Annotated in this window: 12 protein-coding genes; 10 read left to right on the top strand and 2 right to left on the bottom strand. The window is 70.8% G+C overall.

The features are described from left to right. Positions 1 to 12 precede the first annotated feature (12 nt). The 4 genes from uvrB to ACH4VO_RS25855 all read left to right on the top strand — a co-directional run bounded on the left by uvrB (position 13) and on the right by ACH4VO_RS25855 (position 6301). Positions 13 to 2172, top strand: coding sequence for an excinuclease ABC subunit UvrB (gene uvrB / locus ACH4VO_RS25840; RefSeq protein WP_360997637.1), 2160 nt, complete (start codon positions 13 to 15; stop codon positions 2170 to 2172). A 131-nt stretch (positions 2173 to 2303) separates the two neighbouring features. Next, positions 2304 to 2882 carry a TerD family protein gene (locus ACH4VO_RS25845; protein WP_104789925.1) on the top strand — a complete coding sequence of 193 codons (579 nt, stop codon included), beginning with the start codon at positions 2304 to 2306 and terminating at the stop codon, positions 2880 to 2882. A 132-nt stretch (positions 2883 to 3014) separates the two neighbouring features. Further along, positions 3015 to 4967, top strand: a complete 1953-nt coding sequence (locus ACH4VO_RS25850; protein WP_360997635.1) for a TerD family protein — start codon at positions 3015 to 3017, stop codon at positions 4965 to 4967. Between the two features lie 317 nt (positions 4968 to 5284). Next, entirely contained in the window at positions 5285 to 6301 is a 1017-nt protein-coding gene (locus ACH4VO_RS25855) for a TerC family protein (RefSeq protein WP_360997633.1), read from the top strand. A 136-nt stretch (positions 6302 to 6437) separates the two neighbouring features. Here ACH4VO_RS25855 and ACH4VO_RS25860 read toward each other — a convergent pair whose 3' ends face one another. Beyond that, a complete protein-coding gene (locus ACH4VO_RS25860; RefSeq protein WP_360997631.1) occupies positions 6438 to 7094 on the bottom strand; it encodes an MBL fold metallo-hydrolase in 657 nt (218 codons plus the stop codon). 10 nt (positions 7095 to 7104) lie between these two features. Beyond that, positions 7105 to 7794: a maleylpyruvate isomerase family mycothiol-dependent enzyme gene (locus ACH4VO_RS25865; protein WP_360997629.1), complete on the bottom strand. Its 690-nt coding sequence runs from the start codon at positions 7792 to 7794 to the stop codon at positions 7105 to 7107. Between the two features lie 174 nt (positions 7795 to 7968). Here ACH4VO_RS25865 and uvrA point away from each other — a divergent pair, with 174 nt between their 5' ends. The 6 genes from uvrA to whiA all read left to right on the top strand — a co-directional run bounded on the left by uvrA (position 7969) and on the right by whiA (position 17374). After that, the gene (gene uvrA, locus ACH4VO_RS25870) at positions 7969 to 10986 is read left to right on the top strand and encodes an excinuclease ABC subunit UvrA (protein ID WP_360997627.1); all 3018 of its coding nucleotides are present in this window, start codon (positions 7969 to 7971) and stop codon (positions 10984 to 10986) included. Between the two features lie 585 nt (positions 10987 to 11571). Next, positions 11572 to 12000: a Rieske (2Fe-2S) protein gene (locus tag ACH4VO_RS25875; protein ID WP_360997625.1), complete on the top strand. Its 429-nt coding sequence runs from the start codon at positions 11572 to 11574 to the stop codon at positions 11998 to 12000. Between the two features lie 106 nt (positions 12001 to 12106). After that, positions 12107 to 14278, top strand: coding sequence for an excinuclease ABC subunit UvrC (uvrC, locus tag ACH4VO_RS25880; RefSeq protein ID WP_360997623.1), 2172 nt, complete (start codon positions 12107 to 12109; stop codon positions 14276 to 14278). Further along, positions 14275 to 15363: an RNase adapter RapZ gene (gene rapZ, locus ACH4VO_RS25885; protein ID WP_360997621.1), complete on the top strand. Its 1089-nt coding sequence runs from the start codon at positions 14275 to 14277 to the stop codon at positions 15361 to 15363. The genes uvrC and rapZ overlap by 4 nt, the downstream gene beginning before the upstream one ends. Then, positions 15360 to 16394 carry a uridine diphosphate-N-acetylglucosamine-binding protein YvcK gene (gene yvcK / locus ACH4VO_RS25890; RefSeq protein ID WP_360997619.1) on the top strand — a complete coding sequence of 345 codons (1035 nt, stop codon included), beginning with the start codon at positions 15360 to 15362 and terminating at the stop codon, positions 16392 to 16394. The genes rapZ and yvcK overlap by 4 nt, the downstream gene beginning before the upstream one ends. Next, on the top strand, positions 16385 to 17374 hold the full coding sequence (whiA, locus tag ACH4VO_RS25895; RefSeq protein WP_069172156.1) for a DNA-binding protein WhiA: 990 nt from the start codon (positions 16385 to 16387) through the stop codon (positions 17372 to 17374). The genes yvcK and whiA overlap by 10 nt, the downstream gene beginning before the upstream one ends. Positions 17375 to 17409 lie beyond the last annotated feature (35 nt).

Genomic DNA, 17409 nt, shown 5'->3' on the forward strand with positions numbered 1-17409 from the left:
TACGGTGGTTGCATGCGGCCCGTTTCGAAGATCGAACGTTCGGTGGCGCCTTTCGAGGTCGTCAGTCCCTACCAGCCCAGCGGTGACCAGCCCGCGGCCATCGCCGAGCTGGACCGGCGTATCCGCGCCGGCGAGAAGGACGTCGTCCTGCTGGGGGCGACCGGCACGGGCAAGTCGGCGACGACGGCCTGGATGATCGAGAAGCTGCAGCGCCCGACCCTCGTGATGGCGCCGAACAAGACCCTCGCCGCCCAGCTGGCCAACGAGTTCCGCGAACTCCTGCCGAACAACGCCGTCGAGTACTTCGTCTCGTACTACGACTACTACCAGCCCGAGGCGTACGTCCCCCAGTCGGACACCTACATCGAGAAGGACTCCTCGATCAACGAGGAGGTAGAGCGGCTGCGGCACTCAGCCACGAATTCGCTGCTCACCCGCCGCGACGTCGTCGTGGTCGCCTCCGTCTCCTGCATCTACGGCCTCGGCACGCCCCAGGAGTACGTGGACCGGATGGTTCAGCTCAAGGTCGGCGACGAGGTCGACCGCGACCAGTTGCTGCGCCGCTTCGTCGAGATCCAGTACACGCGGAACGACCTCGCGTTCACCCGGGGCACCTTCCGGGTCCGTGGCGACACCATCGAGATCTTCCCGGTCTACGAGGAGCTCGCGGTCCGCATCGAGATGTTCGGTGACGAGATCGAGGCGCTGTCCACACTGCACCCCCTCACCGGCGAGGTCATCAGCGAGGACCGCTCGCTCCACGTCTTCCCCGCCAGCCACTACGTGGCGGGACCCGAGCGCATGGAGAAGGCCGTCGGAGGCATCGAGACGGAGCTGGAGCAGCGCCTCGCCGAGCTGGAGAAGCAGGGCAAGATGCTGGAGGCCCAGCGCCTGCGCATGCGCACCACGTACGACATCGAGATGCTCCGCCAGATCGGAACCTGCTCCGGCGTCGAGAACTACTCGATGCACTTCGACGGCCGTGCGCCCGGCACCGCGCCCAACACCCTCCTCGACTACTTCCCCGAGGACTTCCTGCTCGTCCTGGACGAGTCCCACGTCACCGTGCCGCAGATCGGCGCGATGTACGAGGGCGACGCCTCCCGCAAGCGGACCCTCGTCGACCACGGCTTCCGGCTGCCCTCCGCCCTGGACAACCGCCCGCTGAAGTGGGAGGAGTTCCTGGGCCGGATCAACCAGACCGTCTACCTCTCCGCCACGCCGGGGAAGTACGAGCTCTCGCGCGGCGACGGCTACGTCGAGCAGATCATCCGGCCCACCGGACTCGTCGACCCGGAAGTCGTCGTCAAGCCCACCGAGGGCCAGATCGACGACCTGGTGCACGAGATCCGCAAGCGGACCGAGCGGGACGAGCGGGTCCTGGTCACCACCCTCACGAAGAAGATGTCCGAGGACCTCACGGACTACTTCCTCGAGCTCGGCATCCAGGTGCGCTACCTGCACAGCGACGTCGACACCCTGCGCCGCATCGAGCTCCTGCGCGAACTGCGCTCGGGGGAGTACGACGTCCTGGTCGGCATCAACCTGCTGCGCGAGGGCCTCGACCTGCCCGAGGTGTCGCTGGTGGCCATCCTCGACGCGGACAAGCAGGGCTTCCTGCGGTCGGGCACCTCGCTGATCCAGACCATCGGACGTGCCGCCCGTAACGTCTCGGGCCAGGTCCATATGTACGCGGACAAGATCACCCCGGCGATGGCGCAGGCCATCGACGAGACCAACCGGCGACGCGAGAAGCAGATCGCGTACAACACCGAGCGCGGACTCGATCCCCAGCCGCTGCGCAAGAAGATCAACGACATCGTCGCCACCATCGCCCGCGAGGAGGTGGACACCGAGCAACTGCTCGGCACCGGCTACCGCCAAGGGAAGATCGCCAAGGCCCCGGTGCCCACGCTCGGAGGCAAGTCCGCGGCCGGCGGGAAGACCGCGGGCGGCGGGAAGGCCACGGTCCCCGGCGGGAGGTCCCGGGCGGACGGCGCGGCCGTCACCGACCGGCCCGCAGCGGAACTCGCCGGGATCATCGAGGAGATGACGGACCGGATGCGGGCGGCCGCCGCCGACCTGCAGTTCGAGGTGGCCGCCCGGCTGCGCGACGAGGTGGGCGAACTGAAGAAGGAGCTGCGGCAGATGAGGGAGGCGGGTCTGGCCTGACCCGTGGGGCCCGCAGTGTTGCAGGACCGACACAAATACGGTCCACCCCTGCGTGCGGCCTTCGAGGACTGCGTAGGGTGCGGGGAACCGCACAAGGACGGTTGCGGGGCACAGCGGAGAGGGGACAGCGCGTGACGGTCAACATGACCAAGGGCCAGGCCATCAGCCTGCAGAAGAGCGACGGGGGGACCCTGACCGCGGTACGGATGGGGCTCGGCTGGCAGGCGGCCCCGCGCCGCGGACTGTTCGGCTCGCGTACCCGGGAGATCGACCTGGACGCCTCGGCGGTGCTCTTCGCCGACAAGCAGCCCGTGGACGTCGTGTTCTTCCGTCATCTCGTCAGTGACGACGGCTCGGTCAAGCACACCGGCGACAACCTCGTCGGCGGCGCCGGCTCGGGAGGTGACGACGAGGCGATCCTGGTCGACCTGCAGCGGGTCCCGGTCCACATCGACCAGATCGTCTTCACGGTGAACTCGTTCACCGGCCAGACGTTCCAGGAGGTCCAGAACGCCTTCTGCCGCATCGTCGACGAGACCAACGGCCAGGAACTCGCCCGCTACACGCTCGACGGCGGCGGCCAGTACACGGCGCAGATCATGGCGAAGGTGCACCGCGCGGGCAGCGGCTGGCAGATGACCGCCCTCGGCAACCCGGCCAACGGCCGGACGTTCCAGGACCTGATGCCGGCGATCCTGCCGCACCTGTAGGCACGGTCCGGAGCCGGTCCGCACGGACAGGACCGGCCCGCACATCTGTGACGAGCAGCTCCCGGAGGCGCCCGCCGCCGGGAGCTGCGCCCATGGCAGGGCGATGGCGACGAACGGTGAGGGGACAGGGCGATGACGGCCGAGCTGGTCCGGGGGCAGAACCACACCTTGCCCCGGACCCGACTGGAGATCAGGGTCTCGGCGGGCTCGCCCGTCGTGGCCGGCGCCACGCTCGCGGACGAGCGGGGCACCGTGCGCGGCGGCGATTGGATCGCCCACCCGGGAGCGCACCGGCTGCCCGGGCTGGAAGTGTCCCGGCAGGCCGCGGCCGACCACCGGCTGGCCGTGGACCTGGACGCCCTGCCGGACGCGGTGCACCGCGTCACGGTGCTGCTGGCCCTGCCCGTCGGGCCGGGGCGGCCCACCACGTTCGGCGGGGTCGCCGCGCCCTTCGTCGCCGTCACCGGACTCGACGGCATCGAGATCGCGACGTTCACCCTCACCGGCCTGGACACCGAGTCCGCGGTGACGGCCCTGGAGCTGTACCGCCGCCAAGGCCTGTGGAAGGTCCGTGCCGTCGGCCAGGGATACGCCGCCGGGCTCGCCGGAATGCTCGCCGACCAGGGCGTGGCCCGGGCCGCGGAACTGGCCGGGACGATCCAGGAGGCCGTCGCTTCCGGGCTCGCCCGCTCCGTGGCACCCCCACCGCCGCGCACCCCGGACGGGGAGCGCGTACGCCGTCCCGCGGGGTCGGCTCCGTCCGCGGGCGGCGGACAGCCGCCGGCCCCCGTGACGCCCGTCCCGCCCACCGGGCCGCTCACCGGGCCGGCCGCGCCGCCGTCCGCGGATCTGACGGCGGGCGGCCCCGTCAACTACGCGCACCCCCGGAGACAGACCTCCGCCCCGCCTCCGCCACCTCCGGCCGCCCCGCCCGCGGCCCCCGGCCGGCCTGTCGGCCCCGTCGCCGGCGACGCGACCGGCTGGTCCATGGAGGAGCGTCTGTACAACCAGATCTGGGGCATGTTCGAGGACCTGGCCCGGGCCGTCGCCGCGTACCGCAGCGCCGTCGACTTCGCCGAGTCGAGGATGGACCAGGAGCTCGACCGGACGCTCTCCGACCCGCGAAACCGCATCGGCGGTGCGGGCGACCGCGCCAGGGAGGCGGCCAGGATCAAGCGCGACGAACTGACCACCCGGGCGCGTGAGGCCCTCGACCGCGACCTCGCCCAGCTGACCGCCGAATCCGAGGTGGTGGAGCCCGCACTGCCCGCCGCGTACGCAGGCTGGGACAATCCCGTCTGGCACGCCTACCGGGTGCCTATGGAGACTCCCATGGCGCTGCGCCTCGGTGACGTCCACCTCCCCGAGAGCACCGGCCTGCGCATCCCGCTCCTGGTACGGCTGCCGCTGGAGCGCGGGCTGTGGATCGACAGCGGCCGTACGTCCGGTGAGGCCGCCGCGCCCGCGGGCGGGGACCAGCTGCGCCGCGCGGCCACGGACACCGCGGTCGCGGTGGCCGCGCGGCTCCTGGCCGTCCACCCGGCCGGCGATTTCTCCGTGCACGTCATCGACCCGGCGGGGTCCGCCGCCGCGTCCCTCCAACCCCTCCTCACGTCCGGCGTGCTCGGCGCCCCGCCCGCGGCCGGGGCCGCAGGAGTGACCTCGGTCCTCGCCCACCTGACCCGGCGCGTCGATCTGGTGCAGATGGCGCTCAGGGCGGGGGCTGCGGACTCGCTGCCGCCGGATCTGGACACGGGCCGGCAGCTGCTGATCGTCAACGACTTCCCGCACGGTTTCGACGACCGGGCTGTCACCCAGCTGCGTTACCTCGCCGACGAGGGGCCGACGGTGGGCGTGCACCTGCTGATGGTCGCCGACCGGGAGGACGCCCGTGCCTACGGACCGGTGCTCGACCCGCTGTGGCGCTCCCTGCTGCGGATCACGCCCGTGGCCGACGACCACCTCGCCGACCCGTGGGTGGGCCACGCCTGGACGTACGAGCCGCTGAGGGTGCCGCAGGGCAGCCGCGTCCTGGAACAGGTGCTCGCGCTCGTGGCCGACGCACGGCGGGGCGACCACCGCTGAGCGGTACGGCCGAAGATTCCTCTCGGCCGGTCCATCAGCTCCCCGGCCACTCACTCTTCACCCCGGTGCGCAGGGTCACCGAAACCGCTGCGACCTGGAGCTTTGGTGTTTCTTTGCCTGGCTCTTTACCTTTTCTTGGTACTTCCTGTACTGTTCTTCATGCGGAGGGGAGTACTCCCGATCGCGGCGTTCCCGTCAGTACGGACTGTGACCGGTCCCGGGGCGCCGGCCCGGCGCGCAGCCCGCGCACCCGGGTGGAAGAGACCTCCGGCAGCGACGACGCTGATCTATAGCCGTAGCGAACTGCCGGAGGCGCAGTGGACGTTTCATGGACTCTCTGGGTGCTGACCGTTGTCGGTCTGGCAGCCCTGATCGCCGTCGACTTCTTCATCGGGCGCAAGCCCCATGACGTGTCGACCAAGGAAGCCGGAATCTGGACCGTCGTCTGGATCGCGCTGGCCGTCCTCTTCGGGCTGGGCCTGCTGGTCTTCGGCGAGAGCCAGGCTTCGGGCGAGTTCTTCGCCGGATTCATCACCGAGAAGTCGCTCAGTGTCGACAACCTCTTCGTCTTCGTCCTGATCATGGCGAAGTTCGCGGTGCCCTCCCACCTTCAGCAGCGGGTGCTGCTCATCGGTGTGCTGATAGCGCTGGTGCTGCGGGCGATCTTCATCGCCGCCGGTGCGGCCGTCATCGCCAACTTCTCGTGGATCTTCTACATCTTCGGCGCGTTCCTGATCTACACCGCCTGGAAGCTGATCCAGGAGGCGCGGGCCGACGAGGAGGAAGAGGAGTTCGAGGAGAACCGCCTCCTCAAGTCGATCGAACACCGCTTCGGTGTCGCCGACCGGTACCACGGTACGAAGCTCTTCATCAGGAACAACGGCAAGCGTGTCCTGACCCCGTTGATGGTGGTCATGCTGGCCATCGGCACCACCGATGTGCTCTTCGCGCTGGACTCCATCCCCGCGATCTTCGGCCTGACCCAGGACCCGTACATCGTCTTCACCGCCAACGCGTTCGCCCTGATGGGGCTGCGGCAGCTGTACTTCCTCATCGGCGGTCTGCTGAAGAAGCTGGTCCACCTCAGCTACGGGCTGTCGGTGATCCTCGGCTTCATCGGCGTCAAGCTGGTGCTGCACGCTCTCCACGAGTCCGGGGTGCACGTGCCCGAGATCTCCATCCCGTTCTCGCTCTCCTTCATCTGCGGCGTTCTGGTGGTCACCACGATCACCAGCCTGATCGCCAACAAGAAGCAGGCGACGGCGGAGGCCGGGGCGGCGGACACGGACCCGGCCGCGGACGCGGAGAGCGAGACGGCCGGCATCGAGAAGTAGCCGAGCGGTCCGCGGCGGACGGAACGGAAGCCGCACCGCGCAGGGGGAACAGCGGACGGACCGGCGGGCGAGGCCACAAGGCCCCGCCTGCCGGTCCGTCCGTCTCCGGTCCGCAGGAACGCGGCCGACGGTGCGGTCACCAGCCCCGCTCACGCCATTCGGGCAGGTGCGGGCGCTCGTCACCGAGCGTCGTGTCGTGTCCGTGGCCCGGGTAGACCCAGGTCTCGTCCGGCAGACGATCGAAGAGCTTGGTCTCCACGTCGTGGAGCAGCCGTGCGAACGCCTCCGGGTCCTTGTGCGTGTTGCCGAGGCCCCCGGGGAAGAGGCAGTCGCCGGTGAACACGTGCGGCGCCCCGTGCGGGTCGTCGTAGACCAGGGCGATCGAGCCCGGGGTGTGCCCGGTCAGATGCCGGGCGGTCAGCGTGACCCGGCCCACCCGGATCGTGTCCTCGTCCTGGACGAGCACGTCCGTCGGGACGGGGATGCCCTCCGCGTCGTACGCGCCGGCGTAGGTGCGCGCGCCGGTGGCCGCCACCACCTCACCCAGGGCCTGCCAGTGGTCACCGTGCCGGTGCGTGGTGACGACGGAGGCGATGCCGTCCTCGCCGATCAGCCGGAGCAGCGTCCCCGCCTCGGCGGCCGCGTCGATCAGGAGCTGCTCGCCGGTGGCCCGGCAGCGCAGCAGATAAGCGTTGTTGTTCATCGCGCCGACAGCGACCTTGGAGATCATCAGATCCGTCAGCTCGTGGGTGTGCGCAGGCCCGCCGACCTTGACCGCTCCGCTGTACGTCATGCGTCTCAGCCTATAGCGGGGGCAGGACGGGCAGGTCGCCGCCGTCGACGGTGAGACCGGAGCCGTCGCGGCGCCCGCACAGCCAGCCGAGGATGTCGGCGGCCGGGCCCCGTACGGTGACCGGCCTGCCCTTCGCGCCGCCTCCCGTGGTCCACAGACGCCCGTCCTCGGACGCGGCGGTGGTGGGGACGACGTCGGGGTGCCCGGTGAACCGCTCCGCCAGGAAGTCGTTCTCCCGGGTCACGAACTCCTCCGGCAGGTCCTCCAGCTCGTAACCCACCCCCAGGTCCACGTGGTGCAGCTCGACCTCGATCCAGCGGCGGAACGGCACCCGCGCCGCCGTGTCCGTCACGCCGTTGCGCAGGGTGACGGTGCGGGACGGGTCCGCCGGGGCGGAGGCGGCCGCGAGGAAGCGGTCGCCGCTCCCGCGCAGATCGGCGAGCTGCGCGACCAGGGGGCGGGACGCGTCCCGCTCGATGTCGGCGTCGCGGGTTTCGCTGCTCGCGTACATCGGGCGCCCTTGGAGAACATTTGTGAGCGCGTCGGCGTTACGTGACAGGTGGGCGAGAACATGGCCGCGGCTCCAGCCCGGCAGGCGCGACGGCTGCGACAGCGATCCGTCGTCCAGTTCGCCCGTGGCACCGAGCAGCCGATCGGTCGCTTCCTGTAGGGCTTCCAGGTCGTGCGCATGATCGATCATGACCGGAGCGTAGCCCCCGACACTCATTCGGGTGAAGGAGTCTGCGGCCGTCCGTAAATCGAATGCGCGTGCTATACGCTCGGAGTCGAAAGCTTCGTACATCGCTGTGGCACCCCCCATATCCTGGAACGGGGGCTCAGTTCCCCCGTTCTCTCCAGAAAGGTGCGGACCGGCGTGGCCGACCGTCTCATCGTCCGTGGCGCGCGCGAGCACAACCTGAAGAACGTCTCGCTCGACCTCCCCCGTGACTCCCTCATCGTCTTCACCGGGCTCTCCGGGTCGGGCAAGTCGTCGCTCGCGTTCGACACGATCTTCGCCGAGGGCCAGCGGCGCTACGTGGAGTCGCTCTCCTCGTACGCGCGGCAGTTCCTCGGCCAGATGGACAAGCCGGACGTGGACTTCATCGAAGGCCTCTCGCCCGCCGTCTCCATCGACCAGAAGTCGACCTCGCGCAACCCGCGCTCGACGGTCGGCACCATCACCGAGGTCTACGACTACCTCCGGCTGCTCTTCGCCAGGATCGGTAAACCGCACTGCCCCCAGTGCGGCCGGCCCATCTCCCGCCAGTCACCGCAGGCCGTCGTCGACAGGGTGCTCGGACTGCCCGAGGGCAGCCGCTTCCAGGTGCTCTCCCCCCTGGTGCGCGAGCGCAAGGGCGAGTTCGTCGATCTCTTCGCCGACCTGCAGACCAAGGGATACAGCAGGGCCCGGGTCGACGGCACGACGATCCAGCTCTCCGAGCCGCCCAAGCTGAAGAAGCAGGAGAAGCACACCATCGAGGTGGTCATCGACCGCCTCACGGTGAAGGACAGTGCCAAGCGCCGGCTGACCGACTCGGTCGAGACCGCGCTCGGCCTCTCCGGCGGCATGGTCGTGCTGGACTTCGTCGACCTGGAGGAGGACGACCCCGAGCGTGAGCGGATGTTCTCCGAGCACCTCTACTGCCCGTACGACGACCTGTCCTTCGAGGAGCTGGAGCCGCGCTCCTTCTCCTTCAACTCCCCCTTCGGTGCCTGCCCCGACTGCACCGGCATCGGAACCCGGATGGAGGTCGACCCGGAGCTGATCGTCCCGGACGTGGACAAGTCCCTCGACGAGGGCGCGATCCACCCCTGGTCGCACGGTCACACCAAGGAGTACTTCGGCCGCCAGATCGGCGCGCTCGCCGACGCCCTCGGGTTCCGTACGGACATCCCCTGGGCCGGGCTGCCGCAGCGCGCCAAGAAGGCACTGCTGCACGGCCACAAGATCCAGACCGAGGTGCGCTACCGCAACCGGTACGGGCGCGAGCGCGCCTACACCACCCCCTCGTTCGAGGGTGCCGTGCAGTTCGTCAAGCGGCGCCACTCCGAGGCGGAGAGCGACTCCAGCCGGGAGCGCTTCGAGGGCTACATGCGCGAGGTGCCCTGCCCCACCTGCGAAGGCACCCGGCTCAAGCCGATCGTCCTCGCGGTCACGGTGATGGAGAGGTCCATCGCAGAGGTCGCCGCGATGTCGATCAGCGAGTGCGCCGAATTCCTCGGCAGGCTCACGCTGAACTCCCGGGACAAGAAGATCGCCGAGCGGGTCCTGAAGGAGGTCAACGAACGGCTGAAGTTCCTCGTCGACGTAGGCCTCGACTACCTCTCGCTCAACCGCGCCGCGGGCACCCTCTCCGGAGGCGAGGCCCAGCGCATCCGGCTCGCCACCCAGATCGGCTCCGGACTCGTCGGCGTGCTCTACGTGCTGGACGAGCCGTCCATCGGGCTCCACCAGCGTGACAACCACCGGCTGATCGAGACACTGGTCCGGCTCCGGGACATGGGTAACACGCTCATCGTCGTCGAGCACGACGAGGACACGATCAAGGTCGCCGACTGGGTGGTCGACATCGGCCCCGGCGCCGGGGAGCACGGCGGCAAGGTCGTCCACTCCGGGTCGCTCGAGGAACTGCTGGCCAACAAGGAGTCGATCACCGGGCAGTACCTGTCCGGCAAGAAGTCCATCGCGATGCCGGACGTCCGGCGGCCGATCGACCCCGCCCGCCTGCTGACGGTCCACGGTGCCCGGGAGAACAACCTCCAGGACATCGACGTCTCCTTCCCCCTCGGCGTCCTCACCGCGGTCACCGGTGTCTCGGGTTCCGGGAAGTCGACCCTGGTCAACGACATCCTCTACACCCACCTCGCGCGTGAACTCAACGGCGCCAAGTCGGTTCCGGGCCGTCACACGCGGGTCGACGGGGACGACCTCGTCGACAAGGTGGTCCACGTGGACCAGTCGCCGATCGGCCGGACGCCCCGCTCCAACCCGGCCACGTACACCGGGGTCTTCGACCACGTCCGCAGGCTGTTCGCCGAGACGATGGAGGCGAAGGTGCGCGGTTACCTGCCGGGCCGCTTCTCCTTCAACGTCAAGGGCGGACGCTGCGAGAACTGCTCCGGTGACGGCACGATCAAGATCGAGATGAACTTCCTGCCCGACGTGTACGTCCCGTGCGAGGTCTGTCACGGAGCGCGGTACAACCGCGAGACGCTGGAGGTCCACTACAAGGGCAAGTCCATCGCCGAGGTGCTGGACATGCCGATCGAGGAGGGCCTGGAGTTCTTCGAGGCCGTCCCGACGATCGCCAGGCACCTGCGCACACTCAACGAGGTGGGCCTCGGCTACGTCAGGCTCGGCCAGTCCGCGCCGACGCTCTCCGGCGGCGAGGCGCAGCGGGTGAAGCTGGCGAGCGAGCTGCAGAGGCGCTCCACCGGCCGCACGGTCTACGTCCTGGACGAGCCGACGACCGGGCTGCACTTCGAGGACATCAGCAAGCTCATCACGGTGCTGTCGGGCCTGGTCGACAAGGGCAACACGGTGATCGTCATCGAGCACAACCTCGATGTCATCAAGACGGCCGACTGGGTCGTCGACATGGGCCCGGAGGGGGGCAGCGGCGGCGGCCTGGTCATCGCCGAAGGCACCCCGGAGCACGTCGCGTCGGTGCCCGCGAGCCACACCGGGAAGTTCCTCCAGGACGTCCTGGGCGCGGACCGGATCAACGAGGCCGCGGTGCCGGCGGCCCGCAAGCCCGTCCGCAGGGCGTCCACGAAGAAGGCGGTCGCCGCCCAGGAGGTGTCGGCCCGCAGGTCGGCCACGGCGAAGACCACCAAGGCGGCGCCCGAGCGGTCCGCGGCCAAGAAGGCCACCCGGGCCCGGAAGGCCTGACAACCGTCCGGACGGTCGCCCCGGGTGTCCCGGTGCTCCGGCCACTCGGCGACCGGCGTCCCGATGCCTTGGCGCCCCGGAGACCCCGTGCCCCGTACGGCAGAGGCGGCCCTCACCCCCGAGGGCCGCCTCCCGCGCGCCCGCCCCCGAGGCCCGGGGCCGGGTTCCGCGTAGCCGCTCACGGCGTCCGGGGCCGTGTCCCGCGTACCTGTCCACAGTGCCTGGGGAGCCACGGTGCCTGGGGAGCGTCTCCCGCGGAGCCGTTCACGGTGCCGGGAAGCGCCCTTCGCCTACCCGTTGACACGCGGGGTGAGGGTCGCCATGCGCGCGCCCGCTCACGCGGCCCGGTGGCCGCTCCCGCGGGCCGCTCCGGCTGGTGCCGGACAGTGACCCGCGTTCCGGCGCGGACCGGCGGACGCTCCGGGCCGGCGCGAATTGTCCGGGGCCGGTCGCGGGCGGGCGTTCTCCGTCGGTATCGTCAGGTCCGTCGCCGACGCCTTCCGGTGCGGCCCGTGCCCCGAGATCCCGGGCGCCCGGTCCCGCCGGGTGCGGCGCACCTCTGTCCCGCCGACCAGTGGAGACCGTATGTCCGGCCTGCCCGCCCCCCGCCGAACCGTATTGAAGGGCGCCGCTCTCGCCGGCGCCGCCGGGCTGGGTGTGGCCGCCTGCTCGACCGAGTCCAAGCTGGGCCACGCCCAGACGCCGACGCCCACCGCACCCGTCGAGCTCGGCGCCGCCGACGAGGTACCCGTCGGCGGCGCGAAGCTCTACCGCGAGCAGCGGCTCGTCGTGAGCTGCCCGGCCGAGGGCCGCTACCAGGCCTTCAGTGCGCAGTGCACCCACGCGGGCTGCCTCCTGGACAAGGTCGAGGGCACCGAAGGCAACTGTCCCTGCCACGGAAGCCGGTTCGACATGACGACCGGCAAGGCGGTGCGGGGCCCGGCCACGGTGCCGCTGCCCGCCGTCCCGGTGCGGGTCGAGGGTGGAAAGCTCATCGCGGGCCCCGAGGCCTGACCGGCTGGGTCCGCCAGCGGCGGGACGCCGCGGAACGGCCCTCGCGCCGGTGCCGGGGACCGCCGGGAGTCCCGCTCTGTCACTGCCCGCACGTAGGGTGTGAGACATGGCAGACCCCTCCAGCTACCGCCCCAAGCCGGGACAGATCCCCGACTCCCCGGGGGTCTACAAGTTCCGCGACGAGCACCGCCGGGTGATCTACGTCGGGAAGGCCAAGAACCTGCGCCAGCGCCTGGCCAACTACTTCCAGGACCTGGCGGGCCTCCACCCGCGCACCCGCACGATGGTCACCACGGCCGCCTCCGTGGAGTGGACCGTCGTCTCCACCGAGGTCGAGGCGCTCCAGCTGGAGTACACCTGGATCAAGGAGTTCGACCCCCGCTTCAACGTCAAGTACCGCGACGACAAGAGCTACCCCTACCTCGCGGTCACGCTCGACGAGGAGTTCCCCCGCGTCCAGGTCATGCGCGGTGCCAAGCGCAAGGGCGTGCGCTACTTCGGTCCGTACGGGCATGCCTGGGCGATTCGCGAGACCGTCGACCTGATGCTCCGGGTCTTCCCCGTGCGTACGTGCTCCGCCGGTGTGTTCAAGAACGCCGCGCGGACCGGCCGCCCCTGTCTCCTCGGTTACATCGGCAAGTGCTCCGCCCCGTGCGTCGGCCGGGTCACCCCCGAGGAACACCGGGATCTCGCCGACGACTTCTGCGACTTCATGGCAGGCCGCACGGGGACGTACATCCGCCGCCTGGAGAAGGAGATGGCACAGGCGGCCGAGGAGATGGAGTACGAGCGGGCGGCCCGTCTGCGCGACGACGCGGAGGCGCTGAGGCGGGCCATGGAGAAGAGTGCCGTGGTCCTCGCCGACGCCACCGACGCCGACCTGATCGCCGTGGCCGAGGACGAACTCGAAGCCGCCGTGCAGATCTTCCACGTCCGCGGCGGACGCGTCCGCGGCCAGCGCGGCTGGGTCACCGACAAGGTCGAGGCGGTCGACACGGCGGGCCTGGTCGAGCACGCGCTCCAGCAGCTGTACGGGGAGGAGTCGGGCGACTCCGTCCCGAAGGAGGTCCTGGTCCCCGCCCTTCCCGAGGACCCCGACGCCGTCTCCCAGTGGCTCGCCGGCCGGCGTGGTTCCCAGGTCAGCCTGCGGATCCCGCAGCGGGGCGACAAGAAGGACCTGATGGGCACGGTCCAGCGCAACGCCCAGCAGGCCCTGGGGCTGCACAAGACGAAGCGCGCCTCCGACCTCACGACCCGTTCCCGTGCTCTGGAGGAGATCGCCGAGGCCCTCGGCCTGGACACCGCACCCCTGCGTGTCGAGTGCTTCGACATCTCGCACCTGCAGGGCGACGACGTCGTCGCCTCCATGGTGGTCTTCGAGGACGGGCTCGCCCGCAAGAGCGAGTACCGGCGCTTCCAGATCAAGGGCTTCGAGGGCCAGGACGACGTCCGGTCGATGCACGAGGTCATCGGCCGCCGCTTCAAGCGCTACCTCCAGGAGAAGGAGCGCACGGGGGAGTGGGACGCGACCCCGGCCGCCTCAGGCCCGGTCCCCGCGCCGGAAGCGGCCCGGCCCGCGCCGGGAGCCACCGTGGCCGCGCCGGAGGCCACCGTGCCCGCGCCGCAGGGGACCGGGACCGCCCCCGGACGGTGGCCCGCACCCGTGGAGCCCGCCGCCGCGCGGTCCGGGCCTGGGGAGCCCGCCGCCGCACCGGTCACGGAATCGCGCGAGGAGCCCCGCGAGGACGACGGACGCCCCAGGCGCTTCGCCTACCCGCCGCAGCTCGTCGTCGTCGACGGCGGGCAGCCCCAGGTCGCCGCCGCCAAGCGGGCCCTGGACGAACTGGGCATCGACGACATCGCTGTCTGCGGTCTGGCCAAGCGACTCGAGGAGGTCTGGCTGCCCGATGACGACGACCCCGTGGTCCTGCCCCGTTCCAGCGAGGGCCTCTACCTCCTCCAGCGGATCAGGGACGAGGCCCACCGCTTCGCCATCACCTACCAGCGGGCCAAGCGCGCCAAGCGGATCCGCAGCAGCCCCCTGGACGCCGTCGCCGGCCTCGGTGACACCCGCAAGCAGGCGCTGATCAAGCATTTCGGCTCCGTCAAGAAGCTGCGGCAGGCGACAATCGACGAGATCTGCGAGGTTCCGGGGATAGGACGCAGGACGGCGGAATCGGTTGCCGCCGCCTTCGCCACGGCCGCCCCGGCCGCACCTGCCGTGAACACGGCCACAGGAGAGATCATCGAAGAGGACGACGGGGGCAGTACGACATGAGCGAGCACGCACAGGAACGCGAGAACGAACGCGACGCCGAGCGCCGGAACGGGCCCGACGACCACCGTGACGACGGGCGCGGGAACGGCCGTGACGAAGAGCGCCGCCACGGCGACGCCCCGTCCGGGAACGACGACCACACGCACGACCGCACCGACCGAGCAGACGGAGCAGCACACGTGAGTACGGGCAGCACCAAGGAGAAGGCCGAGGCCGCCGCGCCCGCCATCCCCGAACTGGTGATCATCTCCGGCATGTCGGGCGCGGGGCGCAGCACGGCCGCCAAGTGCCTGGAGGACCTGGGCTGGTTCGTCGTCGACAACCTGCCGCCCGCGCTGATCCCCACCATGGTGGAGCTCGGCGCCCGGTCCCAGGGCAACGTGGCCCGGATCGCCGTCGTCGTCGACGTACGGGGTCGCCGCTTCTTCGACAACCTCCGGGAGTCCCTCGCGGACCTGGAGGACAAGCACGTCACCCGGCGAATCGTCTTCCTGGAGTCCTCCGACGACGCCCTCGTACGCCGTTTCGAGTCCGTCCGCCGCCCGCACCCCCTCCAGGGCGACGGGCGCATCGTCGACGGCATCGCGGCCGAGCGCGACCTGCTGCGCGAGCTGCGAGGCGACGCCGACCTGGTCATCGACACCTCCAGCCTCAACGTGCACGAGCTGCGGGCCAAGATGGACGCCCAGTTCGCCGGTGACGAGGAGCCGGAGCTGCGGGCGACGGTCATGTCGTTCGGCTTCAAGTACGGGCTGCCGGTCGACGCCGACCTCGTCGTGGACTGCCGGTTCCTGCCCAACCCGCACTGGGTCCCCGAGCTGCGGCCCTTCACCGGGCTCAACGAGGAGGTGTCCGCGTACGTCTTCGACCAGCCGGGTGCCAAGGAGTTCCTCAACCAGTACACCGAGCTGCTGCAGCTGATCGCCGCCGGATACCGCCGGGAGGGCAAGCGCTACGTGACCATCGCAGTCGGCTGCACGGGCGGCAAGCACCGCTCCGTCGCCATGTCGGAGAAGCTGGCCACCCGGCTTGCCACGGAAGGCATCGAGACCGTACTCGTCCACCGGGACATGGGGCGCGAGTGACCAGTCGCAACCTGCGCCTGCGTCGGCTGAGCAGGGCCACGGCCGCACTCTCCGGGCGCAAGCGCGGCACCCAGCCCAAGGTCGTCGCCCTCGGCGGCGGCATGGGCCTGTCCGCGTCGCTCACGGCGCTGCGCCGGATCACCGGGGACCTCACGGCCGTGGTCACCGTCGCCGACGACGGCGGCTCCAGCGGCCGGCTCCGGGAGGAGCTCGGCGTCCTGCCCCCCGGCGACCTGCGCAAAGCGCTGGCCGCACTCTGCGGCGACGACGAGTGGGGCCAGACCTGGGCCCGGGTCATCCAGCACCGCTTCGAGTCCAAGGGCGATCTGCACGAGCACGCGGTGGGCAATCTGCTCATCGTCGCGCTCTGGGAGCAGCTCGGCGACCACGTCCAGGCCCTCGACCTCGTCGGCAGGCTGCTCGGCGCGCACGGCAGGGTGCTGCCGATGTCCGCCGTGCCGCTCGAGCTCCAGGCCCTCGTTCGCGGCCACGACCCCGAGCGTCCGGACGACATGGCCACCGTGCGCGGGCAGGCGACGGTGGCCCTCACCCCCGGCGAGGTGCAGTCCGTCCACCTCGTCCCCACCGATCCTCCGGCGGTCCCGGAGGCGGTCGCCGCCGTCCTGGACGCCGACTGGGTGGTCCTCGGCCCGGGCTCCTGGTTCTCCTCCGTGATCCCGCACCTGCTGGTGCCCGATCTGCTCGACGCGCTGGTCGCCACGAAGGCCCGTAAGGTCCTCTCGCTCAACCTCGCACCGCAGCCCGGCGAAACAGAAGGCTTCTCACCGCAGCGTCATTTGGAGGTTTTGGGGCGACACGCCCCTAAACTCGCCATGGACGTGGTGCTGGCCGACGAGGCCGCCGTGCCTGACCGCGAGTCCCTCGCCGACGCCGCCAAGCGGCTCGGAGCCGCGGTCGAGCTGGCCCCTGTGGCCTCACCCGACGGCGTTCCGATTCACGATCCGGAGCTGTTGGCCGCCGCGTACGACCGTATTTTTCGGATGCATGGAAGGATCGGCCCATGGCGATGACGCCAGCGGTGAAGGACGAAATCTCTCGGCTTCCCGTCACCCGGACCTGCTGCAGGAAAGCAGAGGTCTCGGCGATTCTTCGGTTCGCGGGCGGGCTGCACCTGGTGAGCGGCCGGATTGTGATCGAGGCCGAGCTGGACACGGGGAACGCGGCACGCCGGCTCAAGCGGGACATCCTGGAGATCTTCGGGCACAGCTCGGAGCTGATCGTGATGGCCCCCGGTGGACTGCGCCGCGGCTCGCGCTTCGTGGTGCGTGTGGTGGCGGGCGGCGACCAGCTGGCCCGCCAGACCGGCTTGGTCGACGGCCGCGGCCGGCCCATCCGCGGGCTGCCCCCGCAGGTGGTCTCCGGGGCCACCTGCGACGCCGAGGCGGCCTGGCGGGGCGCCTTCCTGGCCCACGGCTCGCTGACCGAGCCCGGACGCTCGTCCTCTCTGGAGGTGACCTGCCCCGGCCCGGAGGCCGCGCTCGCCCTGGTCGGCGCCGCCCGCCGGCTGTCCATCGCGGCCAAGGCCCGCGAGGTGCGCGGGGTCGACCGGGTCGTCGTCCGTGACGGTGACGCGATCGGCGCGCTGCTGACCCGGCTCGGCGCGCACGACGCGGTACTGGCCTGGGAGGAGCGCCGGATGCGGCGCGAGGTCCGTGCCACCGCGAACCGGCTGGCCAACTTCGACGACGCCAACCTCCGCCGCTCGGCCCGGGCCGCGGTCGCTGCGGGCGCCCGTGTGGGGCGCGCTCTGGAGATCCTCGGTGAGGAGGTCCCGGAGCACCTGGCGGCGGCCGGCAGGCTGCGGATGGAGCACAAGCAGGCCTCCCTGGAGGAGCTGGGCGCGCTCGCCGACCCGCCGCTGACCAAGGACGCCGTCGCGGGCCGGATCCGGCGCCTGCTGGCCATGGCCGACAAGCGGGCCCAGGACCTCGGTATCCCGGGCACCGAATCGACCCTCAGCGAGGAACTGGCCGACGGCCTCGTCGGCTGAGGCCACCAGGCGCAGGGCACGGAGGCGTGGGGCCC

This window comes from Streptomyces sp. NPDC020780 (genome assembly GCF_044334475.1).
Taxonomy (GTDB): domain Bacteria; phylum Actinomycetota; class Actinomycetes; order Streptomycetales; family Streptomycetaceae; genus Streptomyces.

Coding starts and splice junctions, on each gene's coding strand:
- uvrB (WP_360997637.1), top strand. CDS start 13: ATGCGGCCCGTTTCGAAGATCGAACGTTCGGTGGCGCCTTTCGAGGTC.
- ACH4VO_RS25850 (WP_360997635.1), top strand. CDS start 3,015: ATGACGGCCGAGCTGGTCCGGGGGCAGAACCACACCTTGCCCCGGACC.
- ACH4VO_RS25860 (WP_360997631.1), bottom strand. CDS start 7,094: ATGACGTACAGCGGAGCGGTCAAGGTCGGCGGGCCTGCGCACACCCAC.
- ACH4VO_RS25865 (WP_360997629.1), bottom strand. CDS start 7,794: ATGATCGATCATGCGCACGACCTGGAAGCCCTACAGGAAGCGACCGAT.
- ACH4VO_RS25875 (WP_360997625.1), top strand. CDS start 11,572: ATGTCCGGCCTGCCCGCCCCCCGCCGAACCGTATTGAAGGGCGCCGCT.
- uvrC (WP_360997623.1), top strand. CDS start 12,107: ATGGCAGACCCCTCCAGCTACCGCCCCAAGCCGGGACAGATCCCCGAC.
- rapZ (WP_360997621.1), top strand. CDS start 14,275: ATGAGCGAGCACGCACAGGAACGCGAGAACGAACGCGACGCCGAGCGC.
- whiA (WP_069172156.1), top strand. CDS start 16,385: ATGGCGATGACGCCAGCGGTGAAGGACGAAATCTCTCGGCTTCCCGTC.